The organism is Blastococcus sp. TF02A-26 (genome assembly GCF_003319125.1).
Lineage (GTDB): Bacteria > Actinomycetota > Actinomycetes > Mycobacteriales > Geodermatophilaceae > Trujillonella.
Genome location: NZ_QOHG01000001.1, coordinates 253,420 through 270,393, shown reverse-complemented (window position 1 = coordinate 270,393; position 16,974 = coordinate 253,420). Strand labels below are relative to the sequence as shown.

18 protein-coding genes are annotated in these 16,974 nt (G+C 74.6%); 8 read left to right on the top strand and 10 right to left on the bottom strand.

The window, feature by feature from the left end:
- Positions 1-32: 32 nt before the first annotated feature.
- Positions 33-1,310, top strand: coding sequence for an AI-2E family transporter (locus tag DQ240_RS01325; protein ID WP_233498397.1), 1,278 nt, complete (start codon positions 33-35; stop codon positions 1,308-1,310).
- A gap of 18 nt (positions 1,311-1,328) precedes the next feature.
- Complete coding sequence (locus tag DQ240_RS01320) at positions 1,329-2,348, top strand: proteasome assembly chaperone family protein (RefSeq protein ID WP_233498396.1); 1,020 nt, start codon at positions 1,329-1,331, stop codon at positions 2,346-2,348.
- A gap of 3 nt (positions 2,349-2,351) precedes the next feature.
- Here the strand turns inward: DQ240_RS01320 and purU are convergent, their stop codons facing one another.
- From purU to DQ240_RS01295, 5 genes are all read right to left on the bottom strand, one after another.
- Positions 2,352-3,233 carry a formyltetrahydrofolate deformylase gene (gene purU, locus DQ240_RS01315; RefSeq protein ID WP_233498395.1) on the bottom strand — a complete coding sequence of 294 codons (882 nt, stop codon included), beginning with the start codon at positions 3,231-3,233 and terminating at the stop codon, positions 2,352-2,354.
- Positions 3,234-3,258: 25 nt separating this feature from the next.
- Entirely contained in the window at positions 3,259-4,179 is a 921-nt protein-coding gene (gene ligD, locus DQ240_RS01310) for a non-homologous end-joining DNA ligase (protein ID WP_113837816.1), read from the bottom strand.
- Entirely contained in the window at positions 4,176-5,156 is a 981-nt protein-coding gene (ligD, locus tag DQ240_RS01305) for a non-homologous end-joining DNA ligase (protein WP_233498394.1), read from the bottom strand. The genes ligD (DQ240_RS01310) and ligD (DQ240_RS01305) overlap by 4 nt, the downstream gene beginning before the upstream one ends.
- Before the next feature lies 1 nt (position 5,157).
- The gene (locus tag DQ240_RS01300) at positions 5,158-6,147 is read right to left on the bottom strand and encodes a Ku protein (RefSeq protein WP_113837815.1); all 990 of its coding nucleotides are present in this window, start codon (positions 6,145-6,147) and stop codon (positions 5,158-5,160) included.
- Between the two features lie 104 nt (positions 6,148-6,251).
- Positions 6,252-6,833 (bottom strand): DUF1360 domain-containing protein, encoded by a 582-nt coding sequence (locus tag DQ240_RS01295; protein ID WP_113837814.1) that lies wholly within the window; start codon positions 6,831-6,833, stop codon positions 6,252-6,254.
- Between the two features lie 171 nt (positions 6,834-7,004).
- On the opposite strand from DQ240_RS01295, the gene DQ240_RS01290 reads away from it, so the two are divergent.
- Together DQ240_RS01290 and DQ240_RS01285 are read left to right on the top strand one after the other, a co-directional pair.
- On the top strand, positions 7,005-7,418 hold the full coding sequence (locus tag DQ240_RS01290) for a hypothetical protein (RefSeq protein WP_113837985.1): 414 nt from the start codon (positions 7,005-7,007) through the stop codon (positions 7,416-7,418).
- A gap of 267 nt (positions 7,419-7,685) precedes the next feature.
- A complete protein-coding gene (locus DQ240_RS01285) occupies positions 7,686-8,084 on the top strand; it encodes an STAS domain-containing protein (protein WP_113837813.1) in 399 nt (132 codons plus the stop codon).
- A gap of 63 nt (positions 8,085-8,147) precedes the next feature.
- On the opposite strand, the gene DQ240_RS01280 is transcribed toward DQ240_RS01285, so the two are convergent.
- Complete coding sequence (locus tag DQ240_RS01280; protein WP_233498393.1) at positions 8,148-9,155, bottom strand: DNA topoisomerase IB; 1,008 nt, start codon at positions 9,153-9,155, stop codon at positions 8,148-8,150.
- A gap of 59 nt (positions 9,156-9,214) precedes the next feature.
- Positions 9,215-11,050: a SpoIIE family protein phosphatase gene (locus tag DQ240_RS01275; protein ID WP_113837811.1), complete on the bottom strand. Its 1,836-nt coding sequence runs from the start codon at positions 11,048-11,050 to the stop codon at positions 9,215-9,217.
- Between the two features lie 210 nt (positions 11,051-11,260).
- Here DQ240_RS01275 and DQ240_RS01270 point away from each other — a divergent pair, with 210 nt between their 5' ends.
- The gene (locus DQ240_RS01270) at positions 11,261-11,755 is read left to right on the top strand and encodes an ATP-binding protein (protein WP_113837810.1); all 495 of its coding nucleotides are present in this window, start codon (positions 11,261-11,263) and stop codon (positions 11,753-11,755) included.
- Positions 11,752-12,657, top strand: a complete 906-nt coding sequence (locus DQ240_RS01265; RefSeq protein ID WP_113837809.1) for an RNA polymerase sigma factor SigF — start codon at positions 11,752-11,754, stop codon at positions 12,655-12,657. The genes DQ240_RS01270 and DQ240_RS01265 overlap by 4 nt, the downstream gene beginning before the upstream one ends.
- 73 nt (positions 12,658-12,730) lie before the next feature.
- Here the strand turns inward: DQ240_RS01265 and DQ240_RS01260 are convergent, their stop codons facing one another.
- Together DQ240_RS01260 and DQ240_RS01255 are read right to left on the bottom strand one after the other, a co-directional pair.
- On the bottom strand, positions 12,731-13,903 hold the full coding sequence (locus DQ240_RS01260; protein WP_113837808.1) for an SPFH domain-containing protein: 1,173 nt from the start codon (positions 13,901-13,903) through the stop codon (positions 12,731-12,733).
- Between the two features lie 49 nt (positions 13,904-13,952).
- Positions 13,953-14,396, bottom strand: coding sequence for an NfeD family protein (locus tag DQ240_RS01255; RefSeq protein ID WP_113837984.1), 444 nt, complete (start codon positions 14,394-14,396; stop codon positions 13,953-13,955).
- Positions 14,397-14,451: 55 nt separating this feature from the next.
- Here DQ240_RS01255 and DQ240_RS01250 point away from each other — a divergent pair, with 55 nt between their 5' ends.
- Together DQ240_RS01250 and DQ240_RS01245 are read left to right on the top strand one after the other, a co-directional pair.
- A complete protein-coding gene (locus tag DQ240_RS01250; protein WP_113837807.1) occupies positions 14,452-15,183 on the top strand; it encodes a hypothetical protein in 732 nt (243 codons plus the stop codon).
- Positions 15,184-15,233: 50 nt separating this feature from the next.
- Positions 15,234-15,875, top strand: coding sequence for a hemerythrin domain-containing protein (locus DQ240_RS01245; RefSeq protein WP_113837806.1), 642 nt, complete (start codon positions 15,234-15,236; stop codon positions 15,873-15,875).
- Here DQ240_RS01245 and DQ240_RS01240 read toward each other — a convergent pair.
- Entirely contained in the window at positions 15,833-16,969 is a 1,137-nt protein-coding gene (locus DQ240_RS01240; RefSeq protein WP_199588961.1) for a ferrochelatase, read from the bottom strand. The two genes, DQ240_RS01245 and DQ240_RS01240, sit on opposite strands and share 43 nt — an antisense overlap.
- Positions 16,970-16,974 lie beyond the last annotated feature (5 nt).

Genomic DNA, 16,974 nt, shown 5'->3' with positions numbered 1-16,974 from the left:
GCGGGTGGGCCGTCTGTGCTGCGATGACGGGCATGAAGCTGCTGCCCCGACGTGCGCCGTCCGCCGAAGCGGCGCCCACCGTCACCGACGTCCCGGGGGCCGCGACGTCCGCTCCGGCGCCCTCGGACGAGCGGGGCGCGAAGCTGCAGCGCGGCATCCGCACGCTGGCCATCTTCTCGGCCGAGCTGCTGCTGATCGTGCTGGCGCTGTACGTGCTCGGCGAGGTCCTCGGCATGCTCTGGGTGGTCCTGCTGCCCATCGTGCTCGGCCTGCTGATCACGACCGTGCTCTGGCCGCCGACCCGCTTCCTGCGCCGGCACGGCTGGCCGCCGGCGCTGGCCGCCGCGACGGTCCTGCTCGGTGCCATCGGGGTGTTCGGCGGCGTCATCGCCGTCATCGCCCCGCAGGTCGTCGACCAGGTGGAGACCCTGGCCGACCAGGTGGGCGGGGGCCTGCAGGACGTCCAGGAGTGGCTTCAGGGCCCGCCGTTCAACATCGACGAGGCGCAGATCGGCGACGCCGTCGACAACGCGATCAACGAGCTGCAGTCCCGTGCCGGCGACATCGCCGGGTACGCCGCGACCGGTGCGTCGGCGATCGGCAACGCGCTGATCAACCTGGTCCTGGCGCTCGTGCTCGTCTTCTTCTTCCTCAAAGACGGGCCGCGGTGGGTGCCGTGGCTGGCCGCCCAGACCAGCCGCCGGGCGGCACCGCACGTCGCGGCCCTGTCGGACAAGGCCTGGTCGACGCTGTCGGAGTTCATCCGCCAGCAGGCGTTCGTCGGCTTCATCGACGCGCTCTTCATCGGCATCGGCCTGTGGGTCCTCGACGTGCCGCTCGTGCTGCCCCTGGCCGTGATCACGTTCTTCGCCGCGTTCGTGCCGATCATCGGTGCGTTCGTGGCCGGCGCCTTCGCCGTCCTCGTCGCGCTGGTGGACCAGGGCTTCGGCACCGCGATCGCCGTGCTGGTCATCGTGCTGGTCGTGCAGCAGATCGAGGGGAACGTGCTGCAGCCGATCATCCAGGGCCGCGGGTTCAACCTGCACCCCGCGGTGGTCATCCTCGCCGTGACCGCCGGCAGCAGCCTGGCCGGCATCACCGGGGCGTTCCTCGGCGTGCCGGTGGCCGCGCTGATCGCCGTCACCTACCGGTACACCCGCGACCAGCTCGACGGGAAGTCACCCGAGGTGACCGACGGCGGGATGCGGGCCCAGGTCACCGGCGACGAGACCGGCGTCCGGATGACCGCCGAGCCGGTGGCCCCGCCCACGGACCGCGGTCCGGCACCCGAGGAGGACGCCGGGGAGTGATCCCCCGCGATCGTGGGAATGCCCGGACCGCTCGCGCGGCTGGTGGTCGTGACGTCGTTCGAGGAGGAGCACCACGTGGCGCACAGACCTGAGGACCTCGTGGAGCTGTTGCCCGCGGCCGGACCGTTCCTGGAGCGGGAGAGCGCGCTGGCCCAGCACGCCGACCCGGCCGGGGCCCGCCGCGGGCTGGTGCTGGTCCACGACCTGGCCGGCGACTTCGACGCGGCCCGGGCGGGCTCCCTGGCCGGCGCGCACCTGCTGGCCAGCCTGCCGCACGAGGTGATCGCCCGGTTCGACGCCGACGCGCTGGTCGACTACCGCGCGCACCGGCCGCGGATGACGTTCACCGGCGACAGCTACGCCGACGTCACGCTGCCCGAGATCGTCCTGTACGCGCTGGAGGACGACGCCGGCGAGCCGTTCCTGCTGCTGCACGGCGCCGAGCCGGACTTCGCCTGGGAGCGGTTCGTCGCCGCCGTCCGGGACCTGGTCGAGCGGCTGGGGGTCACGTCGGTGGTCGCCCTGCACGCGATCCCCATGCCGGTGCCGCACACCCGGCCGGTGACCCTGACCGCGCACGCCACGCGGCGGCAGCTGATCGAGAGCTACCCCGTCTACTGGGGGCAGGTCCGCATCCCCGGGAGCATCGGCGCGCTGCTGGAGCTCCGCATGGGCGAGGCCGGGGTCGACGCCTACGGGCTCGGCGTCCACGTGCCGCACTACCTGTCGCAGGCGACCTACCCGGCGGCGTCCCTGACGCTGCTGGAGCACATGTCGCGGCTGACCGGGCTGCACCTGCCGACCGACGCGCTGCGCGAGGCCGCCGAGGCCAACCGCACCGAGGTCGACGAGCAGATCGCCCGCTCGCCGGAGAACACCGCCGTCGTCGCGGCGCTGGAGCAGCAGTACGACGAGTTCACCGCCGTCCACGGCGACACCGGGCTGCTCGGCACCCGCGGCGAGGTGCCCAGCGGCGAGGAGATCGCCGACGAGTTCGAGCGGTTCCTCGCCGAGCAGGACAAGCGCCGCGGGGACTGACCGCTACGCGAAGACGATCGTCCGGTCGCCCTCGACGATGACGCGGTCCTCGACGTGCCAGGTGACCGCCTGGGCGAGCACCTGCCGCTCGACGTAGCGGCCGACCCGGCGCATGTCCTCGACGGTGGCGCGGTGGTCCACCCGGGCGACCTCCTGCTCGATGATCGGGCCGGCGTCGAGCTCGGGGGTCACGTAGTGCGCGGTCGCCCCGATGAGCTTCACGCCGCGGTCGTGCGCCGCCTGGTACGGGTTCGCGCCGACGAAGGCCGGCAGGAAGCTGTGGTGGATGTTGATCAGCCGCTCGGGGAACCGGCTGCAGAAGTCCGCCGACACGATCTGCATGTAGCGGGCGAGCACCACCAGGTCGGCGTCCCCGACGACCTCCAGGGCACGCGCCTCTGCCTCGGCCTTGGTCGCCGGCGTGACCGGCACGTGGTGGAAGGGGATCCCGGCCGCGCGGGCCACCGGCTCCAGGTCCGGGTGGTTGGAGACGACGGCGGTGATGTCGGCCCGCAGGTCGCCGGCGCGCACCCGGTAGATCAGCTCCTGCAGCGCGTGGTCGGTCCTGCTGACGAAGACGGCGATCGACGGCCGGTGCGCGGCCTCGGTGAGCCGCCAGGTCATCTCCCACTGCCGGGCCAGCAGGTCCAGCGCCCCCTCCAGCTGCGGACGGCGCTGCGCCAGGTCGGCGAGGACGAACTCCAGGCGCAGGGTGAAGGTGCCGCCCGTGGGGTCGGACGAGTGCTGCTGCGAGTCGGTGATGTTGGCCCCGACGTCGGCCAGCAGCCGGGAGAGGACGGCGACGATGCCGGGCCGGTCGGGGCAGCGCACCACGAGGCGGCCGACGTCGGCGGTGGCGGGATCGGCAGGGGCGGCAGGCAGCACGATCGGCGATTGTCCCCGACGGTCCTCAGGCATCCGGCAGGCGGGCGCGGGTGCGGTCGGCGATGTCGAACAGGTCGCCGTAGTCCTCGACCCGGTGCAGCACCTCCTCGGTGCGGAACCGCAGCAGACCGGGGTCGGCGCCGGCGTTGACCGCGTCGACCTCGTCCCAGCCGATCGGGGTGGAGACCGTCGCGTCGGGCCGGGCGCGCAGCGAGTAGGGCGCGACCGTCGTCTTCGCCGGGTTGTTCTGGCTCCAGTCGATGAGCACCTTGCCCGGGCGCAGCACCTTCTCCATCCGCCACACGACCTCGTCGGGGGTCTGCGCGGACAGCTCCTGGGCCAGCGCCTTGGCGTACCGGCTGGGGTGCTCGCGGTCGGTGACCCGGATGGGGGCGTAGACCTGCATGCCCTTCGAGCCCGACGTCTTCACGACCGGGTCCAGGCCGTCGTCGACCAGGCGCTCCCGCAGCCGCTCGGCCAGCCGGCAGCACTCGCGGATGCCGGTGTCGGGTCCGGGGTCCAGGTCCAGGACGAGCAGGTCCGGCAGCGTCGGCTGGAGCCTGCTGCCGACCTGCCACTGCGGCACGTGCAGCTCCAGCGCCGCGAGGTTGGCCGCCCAGGCGAGGTCGGCGACGGTCTCCAGCACGACCATGTCCAGCGTCTCGCGGCCCGTGGAGCTGCCAGGGCTCGGGATGGTCACCCGGCGCACCCAGTCCGGGGCGTGCCGGGCGCTGTTCTTCTCGAAGAACGCCTGCCCCTCCACCCCGTCGGGCCAGCGGGTGAAGGTGACCGGCCGGCCGGACAGGTGCGGCAGCAGCACCGGCGCGATCCGGACGTAGTAGTCGATCACCTGCGCCTTGGTGAACGACACCTCCGGGAAGAGCACCTTCTCGAGGTTCGAGACCTCCAGCTGCCGGCCGTCCACCCGCACCCGCTGCCGGCTCATCCCTGCCACTCCTCGGTCACGTCCTCCGGGTCGAGGTCGTCGCGCAGGCCTCGCCACGAGGGGTGCCGCATCCGACCCTCGGCGGTCCACCCGGCGAAGGCCACCTCCCCGACCAGCTCCGGCTCGACCCAGTGGGCGTCGCGGGTGACCTCCCGCGGGAGGGCGTCGGCGAACGGGGACGTGCTCCGCGCCGTCAGGAGCGGGTCGAGGTCCCGCAGCGCGGCGTCGGTGAACCCGGTGCCCACGTGCCCGGCGTACACCAGCCGTCCGTCGTCGTCGTGCACGCCGACCAGCAGGGAGCCGACGCCGCCGGCCCGCCGGCCCTGGCCGGGGCGCCAGCCGCCGACGACGACGCTCTGCATCCGCAGGTGCTTGACCTTGCGCCACTCCGGGGCGCGCACCCCGGGGCGGTAGACGCTGTCCAGCCGCTTGGCGACCACGCCCTCCAGCCCGTTCTCCCGGCTGGCGGCGTGCACGTCGGCCCCGCCGCCGCGGAACCACGGGGTGGCCACCCACCGCTCCCCCGACGGCTGCAGGTCGTCCAGCCGCTCCCGCCGCTGCTCGTAGGGCAGGCCGGTGAGGTCCTCCCCGTCGAGGGCCAGCACGTCGAAGACGAGGTAGGTCACCGGCGCCGCCGCGGCCATCCCGCGCACCTCCGGACCGGTGCGGTGCATGCGGCCCTGCAGCGCGCCGAAGTCGGGCCGGCCGAGGGCGTCCATGGCCACGACCTCGCCGTCGAGCACCGCGTCGCGGCCGGCGAGGACGGCGGGCAGCCGCGCCAGCTCGGGGTAGCGCACGGTGATGTCGGTCCGGCTGCGCGCCCACAGGCCCAGCCGGCCGTCGTGGACGAGCGACACGGCCCGGACGCCGTCCCACTTGAACTCGTAGCCCCAGCGGGCGTCCTCCGCCGCCGGCGGCAGCTCACCGGGCGTGGCCAGCATCGGCGCGGGCACCGGCGGCGGGTCGGGACGGGCCACCTCAGGCGCTGCGGCGGGTCCGCTTGGCCGGGGCCTTGTCGGTCGCGGTCGTCTTCTTCGCCGCGGGGGTCTTCGTGGCCGGGGTCTTCGCCGCGGCCGTCTTCTTCGCGGCGGTCGTCCTCTTCGCCGGGGCCTTCTCCTCGGCGGCGGCCTTGCGCGGCGCCGTGGCCTTCTTGGCGGGGGCGCGCTTCGCCGGCGCCTCGTCGTCGGCGCTGCCGCCGCGGGCTTTCTCGACGCTGCGCCGCAGGGCGCTCATCAGGTCGACGACGGCCGCGCCCGGGTCGGCGGTCTCCGGGACCGGCTGCACCTCGCCGCCGGTCTGCTTGGCCTCGAGCAGGGCCGTCATGGCCTCGCGGTAGTCGTCGGTGAACTCGGTCGGGTCGAAGGCCCCCGACATCGAGGAGATCAGCGCCTCGGCCATCTGCAGCTCCTGCGGCCGGACGGTGACGTCCTCGTCGAGGAACGCGAAGTCGGGACGGCGGATCTCGTCCGGCCAGCGCATGGTGTGCAGGACCAGGACGTCGTCGCGCACCCGCAGCGCGGCCAGCGACTCCCGCTGGCGCAGCGCGATCTTGGTGATCGCGACCTGGCCGGCGTTGACCAGCGCGTCGCGCAGCAGCACGTAGGGGCGGGTCGCCGGGCCGTCGGGCTCGAGGTAGTAGGTCTTCTCGAAGTGGATCGGGTCGATCTCCTCGGCGTCGACGAACTGCAGGACGTCGATCTCCCGGCGGCTGGACAGCGGCAGGTCCTCGAAGTCCTCGTCGGTCAGGATCACCAGCTGGCCGTCGGGCAGCTCGTAGCCCTTCGCGATCTCGGAGTACTCGACCTCCTCGCCGTCGATCGAGCAGACCCGCTTGTACTTGATCCGGCCGCCGTCGGTGGCGTGCACCTGGTGGAAGCGGACGTCCTTGTCCTCCGTCGCGGAGTAGAGCTTCACCCCGATGCTGACCAGCCCGAAGGAGACCGCACCCCGCCAGATCGACCTCGGCACGCCGTGCCTCCTCCCGCCCCCCGGTACCCGAACCCGCAGCGTAGGCCGGGTACCGGGCCTCCGGCAGGTCGACGCGGGCGGCTCTCCCCCGGACGGGGCAACGACTACGCCTCGACCCCCTGGGGGTCCTCCTTGGGCGCCGGCTCGAGGCCGCCGTTCTGGATCGCGTCGTAGACGAACTGCAGGACGTCGGAGGAGGCGACCAGCGTCATCGTCAGCGCGGCCAGCCGGGTCGCCTTCGGGGCGGTCGCGTAGCCGAACACGAGACCGGTGGCGACCCACTGCGCCAGGCAGAACGGGCAGGTGAGCAGCTCGCCCACCGCGTGCTTGACGCCACCGTGCTCGCGCACCTCCTCGGCCACCTCCGCGTGCCCCGACGGGCCCTGGAAGGAGGTGAAGGGCGCGCGCAGGGGGGCGGTCACCGGGTCCTTGGCGATCCGCCGCGCCAGCCGGAACGTGGCGACGGCCAGCAGGGCCGCGTCCCCCGGCGGGATCCGGTCGGGCAGCTCCCGCCCGGAGGCGCGGACGGCGGCGGCGCCGGCCGTCACCAGGCCGAGGTACACCCCCATCGCGCCCAGGTCCCCCGCCAGCGGACGGGGCTCGTCCGGGGAGTACGCGCTGCCCTGGGTGCGCACCCATCGCCGGAGGGGTGCGGTCGCCCGCTGCAGGTCTTCGCCGATCGCCATGGGGGCGCGCTACCCGCCCCGGCCCCGTTCGACCCATGCCGGAGGTCACGCCCCCCTGACGACCGCCGCCGCATGGTCCGGAGGACTGCGGGTAGGCGGGGAGGGACCGCGGCCGTGCACCCGGCCGCCCACGCCAGCGGCGCGCACCGCGCGCAGGAGGAGGCAGCACCCATGACCAACCCCGAGGGCCAGACCGCCCGCGACGTCCACCCCGAGGACGAGGGCATCCCCGAGGTCTCGCAGGACGACTCCCCCACCCAGACCTGGAACGAGGACCCGGAGTTCGCCCCGCTGCCCGGCGAGCGTCCCGGCGCCTCGGTCGACTTCGGCACCACCGCCTTCGAGCAGTCCGAGGGCGAGTCGCTCAGCGGCCGGCTGGACCGCGAGGAGCCCGACGTGCAGCCCGGCGTCCGGGCCGCGGAGGACCCGCAGCGCGCCACCATGCAGCTGGAGCAGGACACCTCGACCTCGCCGTCGTCGGACTCCGGGACCAACACCACCGCCGACGACGTCGAGGCCACCGCCGACGCGCCGGCCGGCGGGGAGGGCCCCGAGGAAGCGGCCATGCACGTCACGGACGGCTGACGCCGGAGCCGTCGAACCCCTCCGTCGAGGTCCTCCCCCGACCCGCCTCCCCGACGTCCTCGGGGAGGCGGGTTGGCGGCGGTCGGTCCGGGTGTCTACGTTGTAAGCGCGGTTGAGCAGGCAGCCGCACCCGCACCGGGGTCCTCCCCGGCGCGGACACCGTCCGACCGGGCCAGTGCCCGGGGGCGCCGAGACCGGTGCCCCGCACAGCGGTAGATTGACCGCGCGGTCGTGCCGCCGGGCACTGCCGTTGAGAGGAGCTCGCCCGTGACCACACCCGACCTGCCCGCCGAGGGTCAGTCCGACGTGCCGAACGAGGGCACCGAGGCCCCCTTCGACGACGTGATCACGCTCTCCACCACCACGGGTGAGGACGGCGTCGTCACGGTGACGGTCGTCGGCGAAGTGGACACGTTCACCGCGCCGGTCCTCCGTTCGTCGCTGGACACCCAGCTGGAGCAGCAGCCGCGCGAGCTGGTGATCGACCTGTCCGGTGTCCAGTTCCTGGGCTCCGCCGGTCTCGCCGTGCTCGTGGAGACGCAGAAGTCCGCACGCAGCCGTGACGTGGAGCTGCGGCTCGTCGCCACCACCCGCGCGGTCACCCGGCCGCTCGAGGTGACCGGCCTGATCGACCTGTTCACCATCGTGGACGGCAGCGCCCGCTAGAGGCGCCTCCCGCCTGACCGACGAGGGCCCCCACCGGAGATCTCCGGTGGGGGCCCTCGTCGGTCAGGCGTGCAGCATCTGGCAGACGGCCTGCTCGAGGACCCGCTGGGCGTCACGGTCGTTGTCGGCCTCCGCCGCCTCCTGCAGCGCCGGGGCGACGGTCTCGCCGTGCTCGTAGCGGTCGACCACCCGCGGGTCCACGTAGCTGGCCTTGCACACCGCGGGGGTGTTGCCCAGCTGCTCCGAGACCGCCTTGTAGGCGGTGCTGATGACCTTCTTGCGGCCCGTCCGGCTCGTCGGCGGCGGCGCCTCGGCCAGCTGGGCGGCCATGAGCACGGTCGCCGTCCAGGTGCGGAAGTCCTTGGCCGTGATCTCCGCGCCGCTGATCTCCTTCAGGTAGGCGTTGATCTCGCCGCTGGTGACGTCGCGCCACGTGCCGTCCTCCAGCTGGTAGGCCAGCAGCTCCTCCCCCGTGCCCTCCGGGCGCTTGAGCAGCGCGCGGACGACGTCGGCGGTCGGCTTGTCCGTGATCTCCACCTCGCGGTCGAGGCCGCCCTTGGCGGTGTAGGAGTAGAAGGTCCGCTCCCCGCGCACCGAGACGTGCTCCCGCCGCAGCGTGGCCAGCCCGTAGGTGCCGTTGTCCTCGGCGTACTGCTCGCTGCCGACGCGGAAGGCGCCGAGGTCCAGCAGCCGGATCGCGCAGGCGAGCACCCGCTCGCGGTTCAGCCCGCGGGTGTGCAGGGCGTCGACCACGGAGTCCCGCACGTCGGGCAGCTGGTGCGCGATCTCGAGCACCCGCTCGTGCTTCTCCGCGTCGCGCCGGGCGCGCCACTGGTCGTGGTAGCGGTACTGGCGGCGGCCGGCCGCGTCGACGCCGGTGGCCTGGATGTGGCCGTTGGGCCACGGGCAGATCCAGACGTCCTTCCACGCCGGCGGGATGGCCAGCGCGCGCACCCGGTCCAGCCGGTCGTCCTTGATGAGGACGCCGTCCTCGTCGTGGTAGGCGAACCCCCGCCCGGCGCGCCGGCGCCGCCAGCCCGGGCCGTGCACGTCGCTGCGCCGCAGTCTCACCCCCGCTGGATGCGCACCGGCACCGTTCCCCAAACCGTTGCGCGACACCGATCACCCGCTCAGCGGATGTCGACCAGCCCGTCCAGACCGCTGATCTCCAGGACGTGCCGGGTGACGCCGCCCGCGGGGGCGTGCACGACCAGCTGCCAGTCCTCGTCGCGGGCGATGCGCGCCATCGCCAGCACGACCCGGACGGCGGCGCTGCTGAACAGCGTCACCGTGGTCAGGTCGAGCTCGACCCGGCCGGTGCCGCCGTGGCTGGCCTCCAGCAGCCGGATCCGCAGCTGCTCCGCGCTGAGCATGTCGAGGGCGCCCTCCACGCGGACCACCGGCCGCTCCCCGCTGCGGTCGACGACCACGGTCGCGGAGCTCGTGCCCGACAGGTGCTCGACGTCGACGTCCGGGGTGCGTCGCAGCCGCAGCCGCAGCGTGACCGTCGTCCCGACCTCGCCCTGCAGGACGACCCCGTCGACCAGCTGCCGCATGATCAGCAGGCCCCGGCCGCGGCTGCCGGGATCGCGGTCCGGCGGCCGCCACGTGCCCTCGTCGCGGACGGTCACGGTGAGCACGCCGTCGAGGTCGACCGCCGCGGAGACGTGCATCGGTCCGGCCTCGGTGTCGCGGTAGGCGTGCTCCGCGGCGTTCGCCGCCGCCTCCCCCACCGCGACCATGACCCCGACCCGGTCCTGCTCCCCCATCCCGAGGTGGTCCAGCCAGGCGCCCAGCTGGCGGCGGACGGCGGGCAGCGAGGAGGGGACTGCCGGCAGGTCCAGCCGCAGCGGGGCCGGGGTGTCGGCCAGCCGGTGGGCCACGAGCACGGCGACGTCGTCGGGCCGCCCCTGCGGCCCCGGCAGCATCCCGGCGACGGCGGCGGCGAGCTCCGCCGAGCCGATCCCGTCCCGGGGGTCGCTGGAGGCGACGACCGACCGGGCCACCTCGGCCAGGTGGGTCAGCCCCTGCGTGGGCGGGGGCCCGGAGGCAGTCACGGCGCCGTCGGAGAAGAGGACCAGCGTGGCGCCCTTCTCCAGCACGGCGTGCGAGACCTCCGTGCGGGTGCCCGGCACGCTGCCCAGCGGCGGCCGGGGCGCGAGGGGCAGGAACCGCGTCCCCCCGTCCGCGGCCACCACGAGCGGCGCCGGGTGACCGGCCGCGGCGTAGGAGAGCCGGCCGGTGGCGGCCTCGAGGACGCCGTAGAAGACCGAGGCGCCCTCCACGTCCTCCATCTGGGCGGCGAACTCGTCGAGAGCGCTCACCACCGCCGCGGGCCAGGGGTCGCGCATGGCGAGCGAGCGCATGGCGCCGCGCAGCCGGCTCATCGCGGCGGCCGCCGGAACGCCCGACCCGACCGCGTCGCCGATCACCAGGGCGAGCCGGCCGTGCCCGAGCGGGACGGCGTCGTACCAGTCGCCGCCGGCCGCGTCCTCCGACGTCGCCCGGACGTAGCTGCCGGACAGGCGCAGGTCCGGCAGCAACGGCAGCGACGGCGGCAGCAGTGCGGACTGCGCCTGCTCCACGGGGTCGGCCCCGCGGTTCCCGTCGGCGCCGGCCTCCAGGACCAGCAGCACACCGGGCTCGCCGGACACCGACAGCGGTTGCACGACCAGGGTGGCCGGCGGCCCGTCGGTCCCGAGCACGCCGGTCACGGTCTCGGTGCGGCCGGTGCGCAGCGCCTCGCCGGCCAGCTGGCCCACCGGGCGGCCACCGACCTGGGGCAGCTGCTCGCGGTCGGTGCCCAGCTGCCGCGCCCGCGCGTTGGTCCACACCGGCTCGAGGCCGGCCCCGGCCAGGCAGTAGATGGCCACGGGCGCGTGCTCGAGGGCCGCCACGAGGCCCGCGGCGCCGGCGTCCTCGGCGGGCAGGTGGTGCGGCGGTCGGGCGCCCTGGCTGGTGTCCATCCCCGGCCAGTGGACACCAGCCCCTGGGGTCCGGCAACCGCGCCGGAGCGGGGGTTTGCCGCGCCGGCGACGGGGGTAGTCGACCCGGTCGGCGCGAGGGCCGGGACGGCCCCGTGGGCCGGGCCCGGGGTGCCGTTCGGGCAGGATGGAGGCCCGGAACCGGAGCCGCACAGGTGGCCCGGTCCGGACGACGGTCAGGAGTGACGACGCATGGTGGATCGCAGGGGTGCCCTCGCGCAGGACGGGCGGCGCGCCGAACGGCTGGAGCTCCGGGTGCCCACCACGCCGACCCAGCTGCCGGCGGTGCGGGCGATGGCCGGTGACCTCGCCATCCGGATGGACTACGACCTGGACTCCGTCGAGGACCTGCGCCTGGCCGTCGACGAGGTCTGCGCCACCCTCGCCGCGATCGCCCTGACCGACGAGCCGCTCACGGTCGTCTTCGAGACCACGCGCAGCGGCCTGCACATCGACGCGTGGGTGCCCACCACCGAGGGCACCGAGGTCCCCCGTGACGGCTTCGGCTGGGCGGTGCTGCAGGCCCTGGTCGACGGCGTGGAGGCCGGGCCCGCCACGCAGGCGGAGGTCCCGGGCGGCGACGGCTCGGCCGCCGCGGTCGCGGTGATCTCCGTCGACAAGTACCTCCCCGGCCACTCCCCGAGCACCCTGGGTGGCTCGGAGCGCAACGTCTCGGTCGCGCGGTGACCCCGGGGGCCGCCACCGGACACCCGACCCCCGACACCGATCCCGAGATCGAGGTCGTCGTGGCCGACGACGTTCCCGGCACTCCCACCCCGGTCGCGCCCACACCGCGCACCGAGGCCGACGACACCCCGCCCGTGTCGGACAACCGGCGCCGGGCCGAGCGGACCGCCCCGCTGTTCGCCGAGCTCGCCACCCTGGACAAGGACGACCCGCGCCGCGAGCGGCTTCGGGAGATCCTGGTCGAGGAGCACCTGCCGCTGGTGCGGCACTTCGCCCGCCGGTTCAGCAACCGCGGCGAGCCCTTCGACGACCTGCTGCAGGTCGGCACGCTGGGGCTGATCGCGGCCATCGACCGGTTCGACCCGACCCGCGGGGTGGAGTTCCTCTCCTTCGCCGTCCCGACGATCACCGGTGAGATCAAGCGGCACTTCCGCGACCAGGGCTGGTCGGTGCGGGTGCCGCGGCGGCTGCAGGAGCTGCACCTGTCGCTGAACTCCGCGGTCGGCGAGCTGGCGCAGAAGAACGGTCGGGCGCCGACGCCCAGCGAGCTCGCCGAGCACCTGGGCATCCCGCGCGAGGAGGTGCTCGAGGGCCTCGCCGTCGCGAACGCCTACCGCAGCAGCTCCCTGGACGAGCGGCTCTCCGGCGAGGACGACTCCCCCACCCTCGCCGCCACCCTCGGCGAGGAGGACGCCGCGCTGGAGGGCGTGGAGTACCGCGAGTCGCTGCAGCCGCTGCTGGCCACGATCCCCGCCCGCGAGCGGCGGATCCTCATCCTGCGGTTCTTCGGCAACATGACGCAGTCCCAGATCGCCGCCGACATCGGCATCTCGCAGATGCACGTGTCCCGGCTGCTGAGCCAGACCCTGGCCAAGCTCCGCGAGGGCCTGCTCAAGGACTGAGCCCCTGGGCATGGGTACCGATACCCGCGTACCGGGGTGTCCGGACGCACGTATCGGTACCCATGCCCAGAGGTCAGGAGGACGGCGGCGGCGGCCCGTCCTGCCGCGGCGGCTCCGGCACCGCGGGCATCGCGGGCGAGGGGACGGCCGGCATCGTGTCCGCGATGCTGGTCAGCTCGATCTTCGCCTCCGGCTGGGCGGCGGCGGGCGGGAGCTGGGACTCGAACCAGTCGCTGGTGTCCATCTCGCGCGCCGGCCGGGCCGCGCCGTTGCCGTCGCCGGCCCCGACGTCCATCCAGGACCCGCCCTCGCCGTCGGCCCCGCCCAGCTTCGCCAGACCCTCCAGCGCCTTGCTGAACTCGCTCGGGACGATCCACATCTTGTTGGCGTCGCCCTGGGCGATCTTCGGCAGCGTCTGCAGGTACTGGTAGGCCAGCAGGCCCTGGTCGGGCTTGCCGTCGTGGATCGCCTGGAAGACCGTCTCGATGGACTTCGCCTGGCCCTGCGCCTGCAGGTACAGGGCCGCCCGCTCGCCCTCGGCCCGCAGGATCCGGCTCTGCCGCTCGGCCTCGGCCTCGAGGATCGCCGCCTGCTTCATGCCCTCGGCCGAGAGGATGGCCGCGGCCTTCTGCCCCTCCGCCGTGGTGATCTGGGACTGCCGCTGGCCCTCGGCCTGGAGGATGAGCGCCCGCTTGTCGCGGTCGGCGCGCATCTGCTTCTCCATGGAGTCCTGGATCGACGCCGGCGGGTCGATCGCCTTGATCTCCACCCGGGCCACCCGCAGCCCCCACGGGCCGGTGGTGCCGTCGAGGACCGACCGCAGCTGGCTGTTGATCCCGTCGCGCCCGGTCAGGGCGCCCTCGAGGTTCAGCCCGCCAACCACGTTGCGCAGCGTCGTCGTGGTCAGCTGCTCCATGCCGGTGATGTAGTTCGCGATGCCGTAGACGGCCAGCCGCGGGTCGGTGACCTGGAAGTAGACGACGGTGTCGATGCCGACCTGCAGGTTGTCGGCCGTGATGACCGGCTGCGGCGGGAACGAGATGACCTGCTCGCGCAGGTCGATGGTGGCCCGCACGCGGTCGATGAAGGGCACGAGCAGCGACAGGCCCGGCGACAGGGTGCGGCTGTAGCGGCCGAGCCGCTCGACCACCTTGGCCTGCGCCTGGGGGACGATCGTCACGCTCTTGGCCAGCACGTACGCCACGAGCAGTGCGATCACGAGGAGCGCGATCAGGGCGGGGGTCACGGGAGAGCTCCCTCGGTCGGGGTCGGACGGGACATCAGCTCGGGTGCGGTCATTCCAGTTCCAGGGCGTCGCCGACGACGGCGGTCGCGCCCTCGACCTGCAGGATCCGGACGGTCGCCCCCACCGGGAAGGTGTCGCCGCCGTACTGGCTGCGGGCGGTCCACTCGTCGGCGCCCAGCTGGATGCGGCCACCGTGCCCGTCGACCGGCCGGGTCACCTTCGCGGTGCGGCCGATGAGGGTCGCGACGCCGTCGAGCTGCTCGGGCGTGCGGTCCACCAGGTGCCGCTTGGCCAGCGGCCGGACCAGCGCGAGCAGGACGGCGCTCACCACGATGAAGGCGATGAGCTGCAGGAACAGCGGGCCGCCGAGCAGGGCGACGGTCATGCCGCCCAGCGCGCCGCCGCCGAGCATCAGCAGGAACAGGTCACCGCCGGCGAGCTCGCCGGCCACGAAGAGGCCCGACGCGATCAGCCACAGCACCCAGGGATCCACGGGGCCCACTCTGGCATCCCGGGGCCCGACACGGCCGGCGACGTAGCCTCGCGGCGTGCACGAGCTCCACGCCGGCCGGTTCGCGGCCTGGTCCACCGCCTGGCTGTCCGGTCGCTGTTCCTTCGACGAGGCCCTCGACGCCCTGACCGGTGAGACCGCGCACTCGGTGTCCGAGCTGCCCGGCGCCGACGGGGCGGTCCCGCTGGGCACCGCGCTGGCCGCTCTCCGCGGGCGCGGCGAGCGCCGGTTCTCCCTCGTGCTCCCGGTCCCCGGCGACGTGCGTGGACTCCCCCGCGCTCGTGGGCTTCCCGAGCCGGCGCTGGCCGCGGGCCAGGTGGCGGTCGGCAGCACCCTCGCGCTCGTGCCGCAGCCGCTGGGCAGCGAGATGGTCGCCTGGACGGCGTTCCCGCTCAGCTCCCCGGCCCCGCCACCGGTCGAGGGAACCCTGCGGGCGGCGTCCGGTGCGCTCGACCTCGCCGTCGGCGACGCCGCCCGCACGCTCGTCGGGCTGGACCTCGCCCGCTGGCACCCCGAGGTGCCGGCGCTGCTGGCCGGGCTGGCGAAGGCCGCCGCCGCGCCGGGCATGCCGGCCGACACCGACCCGCTCGCGCTCTCGGTGCTGTCCCGCGCGCAGCGGCTGGCCCGTGTCCTCGACCTGGCGATGGCCGACGCACCCGGCGCCGCCGTCACCACGAGCCAGGCCGCGGCCCGCGACGAGGCGCTGCGGCCGCTGTCCGACGCCGTCCGCGACGCACTGACCGCGGCCTACAACGCCGTCCCCCGCTAGAGCCCGCGGGCCCTCCCGCCCGGCGGCCGGCGGGTCTACGGTCCGCGGCCATGACCGCTCCGATCACGATGAACTCGGTGATCCACGGCGCCGTCCGCCGGGATCTCGACCGGCTCGCCCACGCCCTCGAGGTGCTCCGCGAGGGCGACACCACCCGCGCCCGGGACCTGGCCCGCGCCTACGCGAACCTCCGCCGGGAGCTGAGGCACCACCACGAGAGCGAGGACGCGCTCGTCTTCCCGTGGATGGCCGGCCAGGGCCTGGCGACCGACCTGCTCCCGGTCATGGAGGCCGAGCACGCCGCCATGTCCGCCGCCCTCGACGAGACCGACGCCGCCCTGCAGGCACTGGCCGCGAGCGGGTCGGCGGCGGACCTGGCCGCCGCCCGCGCGTCGGTCGCGCGGACCCGCAGCGTCGTCGACACCCACCTCGACCACGAGGAGAACGACGTCGTGCCGGCGATCGTCCCGCACATGGAGTCGCCGGGCTGGAAGGGCGTGGAGAAGCAGCTCCGCGCCCAGCCCGCCGCCGACACCGGCCGCTTCTTCGCCTGGATCACCGACGGCATGACCCCCGAGCACCGGGCCTACCTGCGCTCGACCGTCCCCGCGCCGGTGGTGTTCGTGCTGGGCAGGGTGCTCGGCCGCGGCTACCGGCGCGAGGTCGCCCCCGTCTGGGGCCGCGCCACGTAGCAGCAGGCGGCCGGGCAGTTCGTGCCCAGCCGCGGCGGAGCGCCCGCACGGCGCTCCTCGAGCAGCTCGCGCACGGTGGCGACGAAGGCCGGGTGGATGCCGGCGGTGCCGGCCCGGACGAAGGTCAGCCCGAGCTCCGCGGCCGTCTCGCACGCCTCGTTGTCGAGGTCCCACACGACCTCGAGGTGGTCGCTGACGAACCCGACGGGCATCAGCACGACCGCCGTCTCCCCCGCCGCGGCCAGCGTGCGCAGGTGGTCGTTCACGTCGGGCTCCAGCCACGGCACCGAGGGCGGGCCGCTGCGGCTCTGCCACACGAGGTCGAAGGGCCGGCCGGGGTCCACGGCGTCCACGACCGCCCGGGCCGCGGCGTGCAGCTCGTCCTGGTAGGCGCCGCCGTCCGGCCCGGCGACGGCGGCCATCGCGTCGGGGATCGAGTGGGCGGTGGCGACCAGCCGGGCGGCACCGCGCACCTCCTCGGGCAGCTCGGCCAGCGCCGCGGCCAGGGCGTCGGCGTTGGCCCGCACGAAGCCGGGGGCGTCGAAGTAGTGCGGCAGCTTCTCCGCGGTGGGCGCACCCGGCCCGAGCACGGCACGCGCCCGGGCGACGTCCTCGTGGTACTGCCGGCACCCGGACGCCGAGGCGTAGGCGGAGGTCGCGAAGACGTAGACGTGCTCGATGCCGTCCTCGGCCATCTGCCGCCACGCGTCCTCGACGTAGGGCGCCCAGTTGCGGTTGCCCCAGTAGACCGGCAGGTCGACGCCGTGCGCGGCCAGGTCGGCCTCGACCGCGGCGATCAGCGCCTCGTTCTGCTCGTTGATCGGGCTGACCCCGCCGAAGTGGTGGTAGTGCTCGGCGACCGACTCGAGCCGCTCGCGCGGGATGCCCCGGCCGCGGGTGACGTTCTCCAGGAACGGCATCACGTCCTCGGGGCCGCGCGGGCCACCGAACGAGAGGACGAGCAGCGCCTCGCGCCGCCCGGCCGGCGCCGGCTGCGCGGCCGGCTCGCGCCCGCCGTTGTTGCGGACGGCGAGCGACGGGTCGTCGTCGGGGGCCTGGCCGGGGTGGATGTCGACGTCGGTCGCGAGGGGCACGACCG

Excerpts from the sequence above, each read along its gene's own strand:
- DQ240_RS01325 (WP_233498397.1), top strand. The coding sequence starts at position 33 with ATGAAGCTGCTGCCCCGACGTGCGCCGTCCGCCGAAGCGGCGCCCACC.
- DQ240_RS01320 (WP_233498396.1), top strand. The coding sequence starts at position 1,329 with ATGCCCGGACCGCTCGCGCGGCTGGTGGTCGTGACGTCGTTCGAGGAG.
- ligD (WP_113837816.1), bottom strand. The coding sequence starts at position 4,179 with ATGAGCCGGCAGCGGGTGCGGGTGGACGGCCGGCAGCTGGAGGTCTCG.
- DQ240_RS01295 (WP_113837814.1), bottom strand. The coding sequence starts at position 6,833 with ATGGCGATCGGCGAAGACCTGCAGCGGGCGACCGCACCCCTCCGGCGA.
- DQ240_RS01290 (WP_113837985.1), top strand. The coding sequence starts at position 7,005 with ATGACCAACCCCGAGGGCCAGACCGCCCGCGACGTCCACCCCGAGGAC.
- DQ240_RS01275 (WP_113837811.1), bottom strand. The coding sequence starts at position 11,050 with ATGGACACCAGCCAGGGCGCCCGACCGCCGCACCACCTGCCCGCCGAG.
- DQ240_RS01270 (WP_113837810.1), top strand. The coding sequence starts at position 11,261 with ATGGTGGATCGCAGGGGTGCCCTCGCGCAGGACGGGCGGCGCGCCGAA.
- DQ240_RS01245 (WP_113837806.1), top strand. The coding sequence starts at position 15,234 with ATGACCGCTCCGATCACGATGAACTCGGTGATCCACGGCGCCGTCCGC.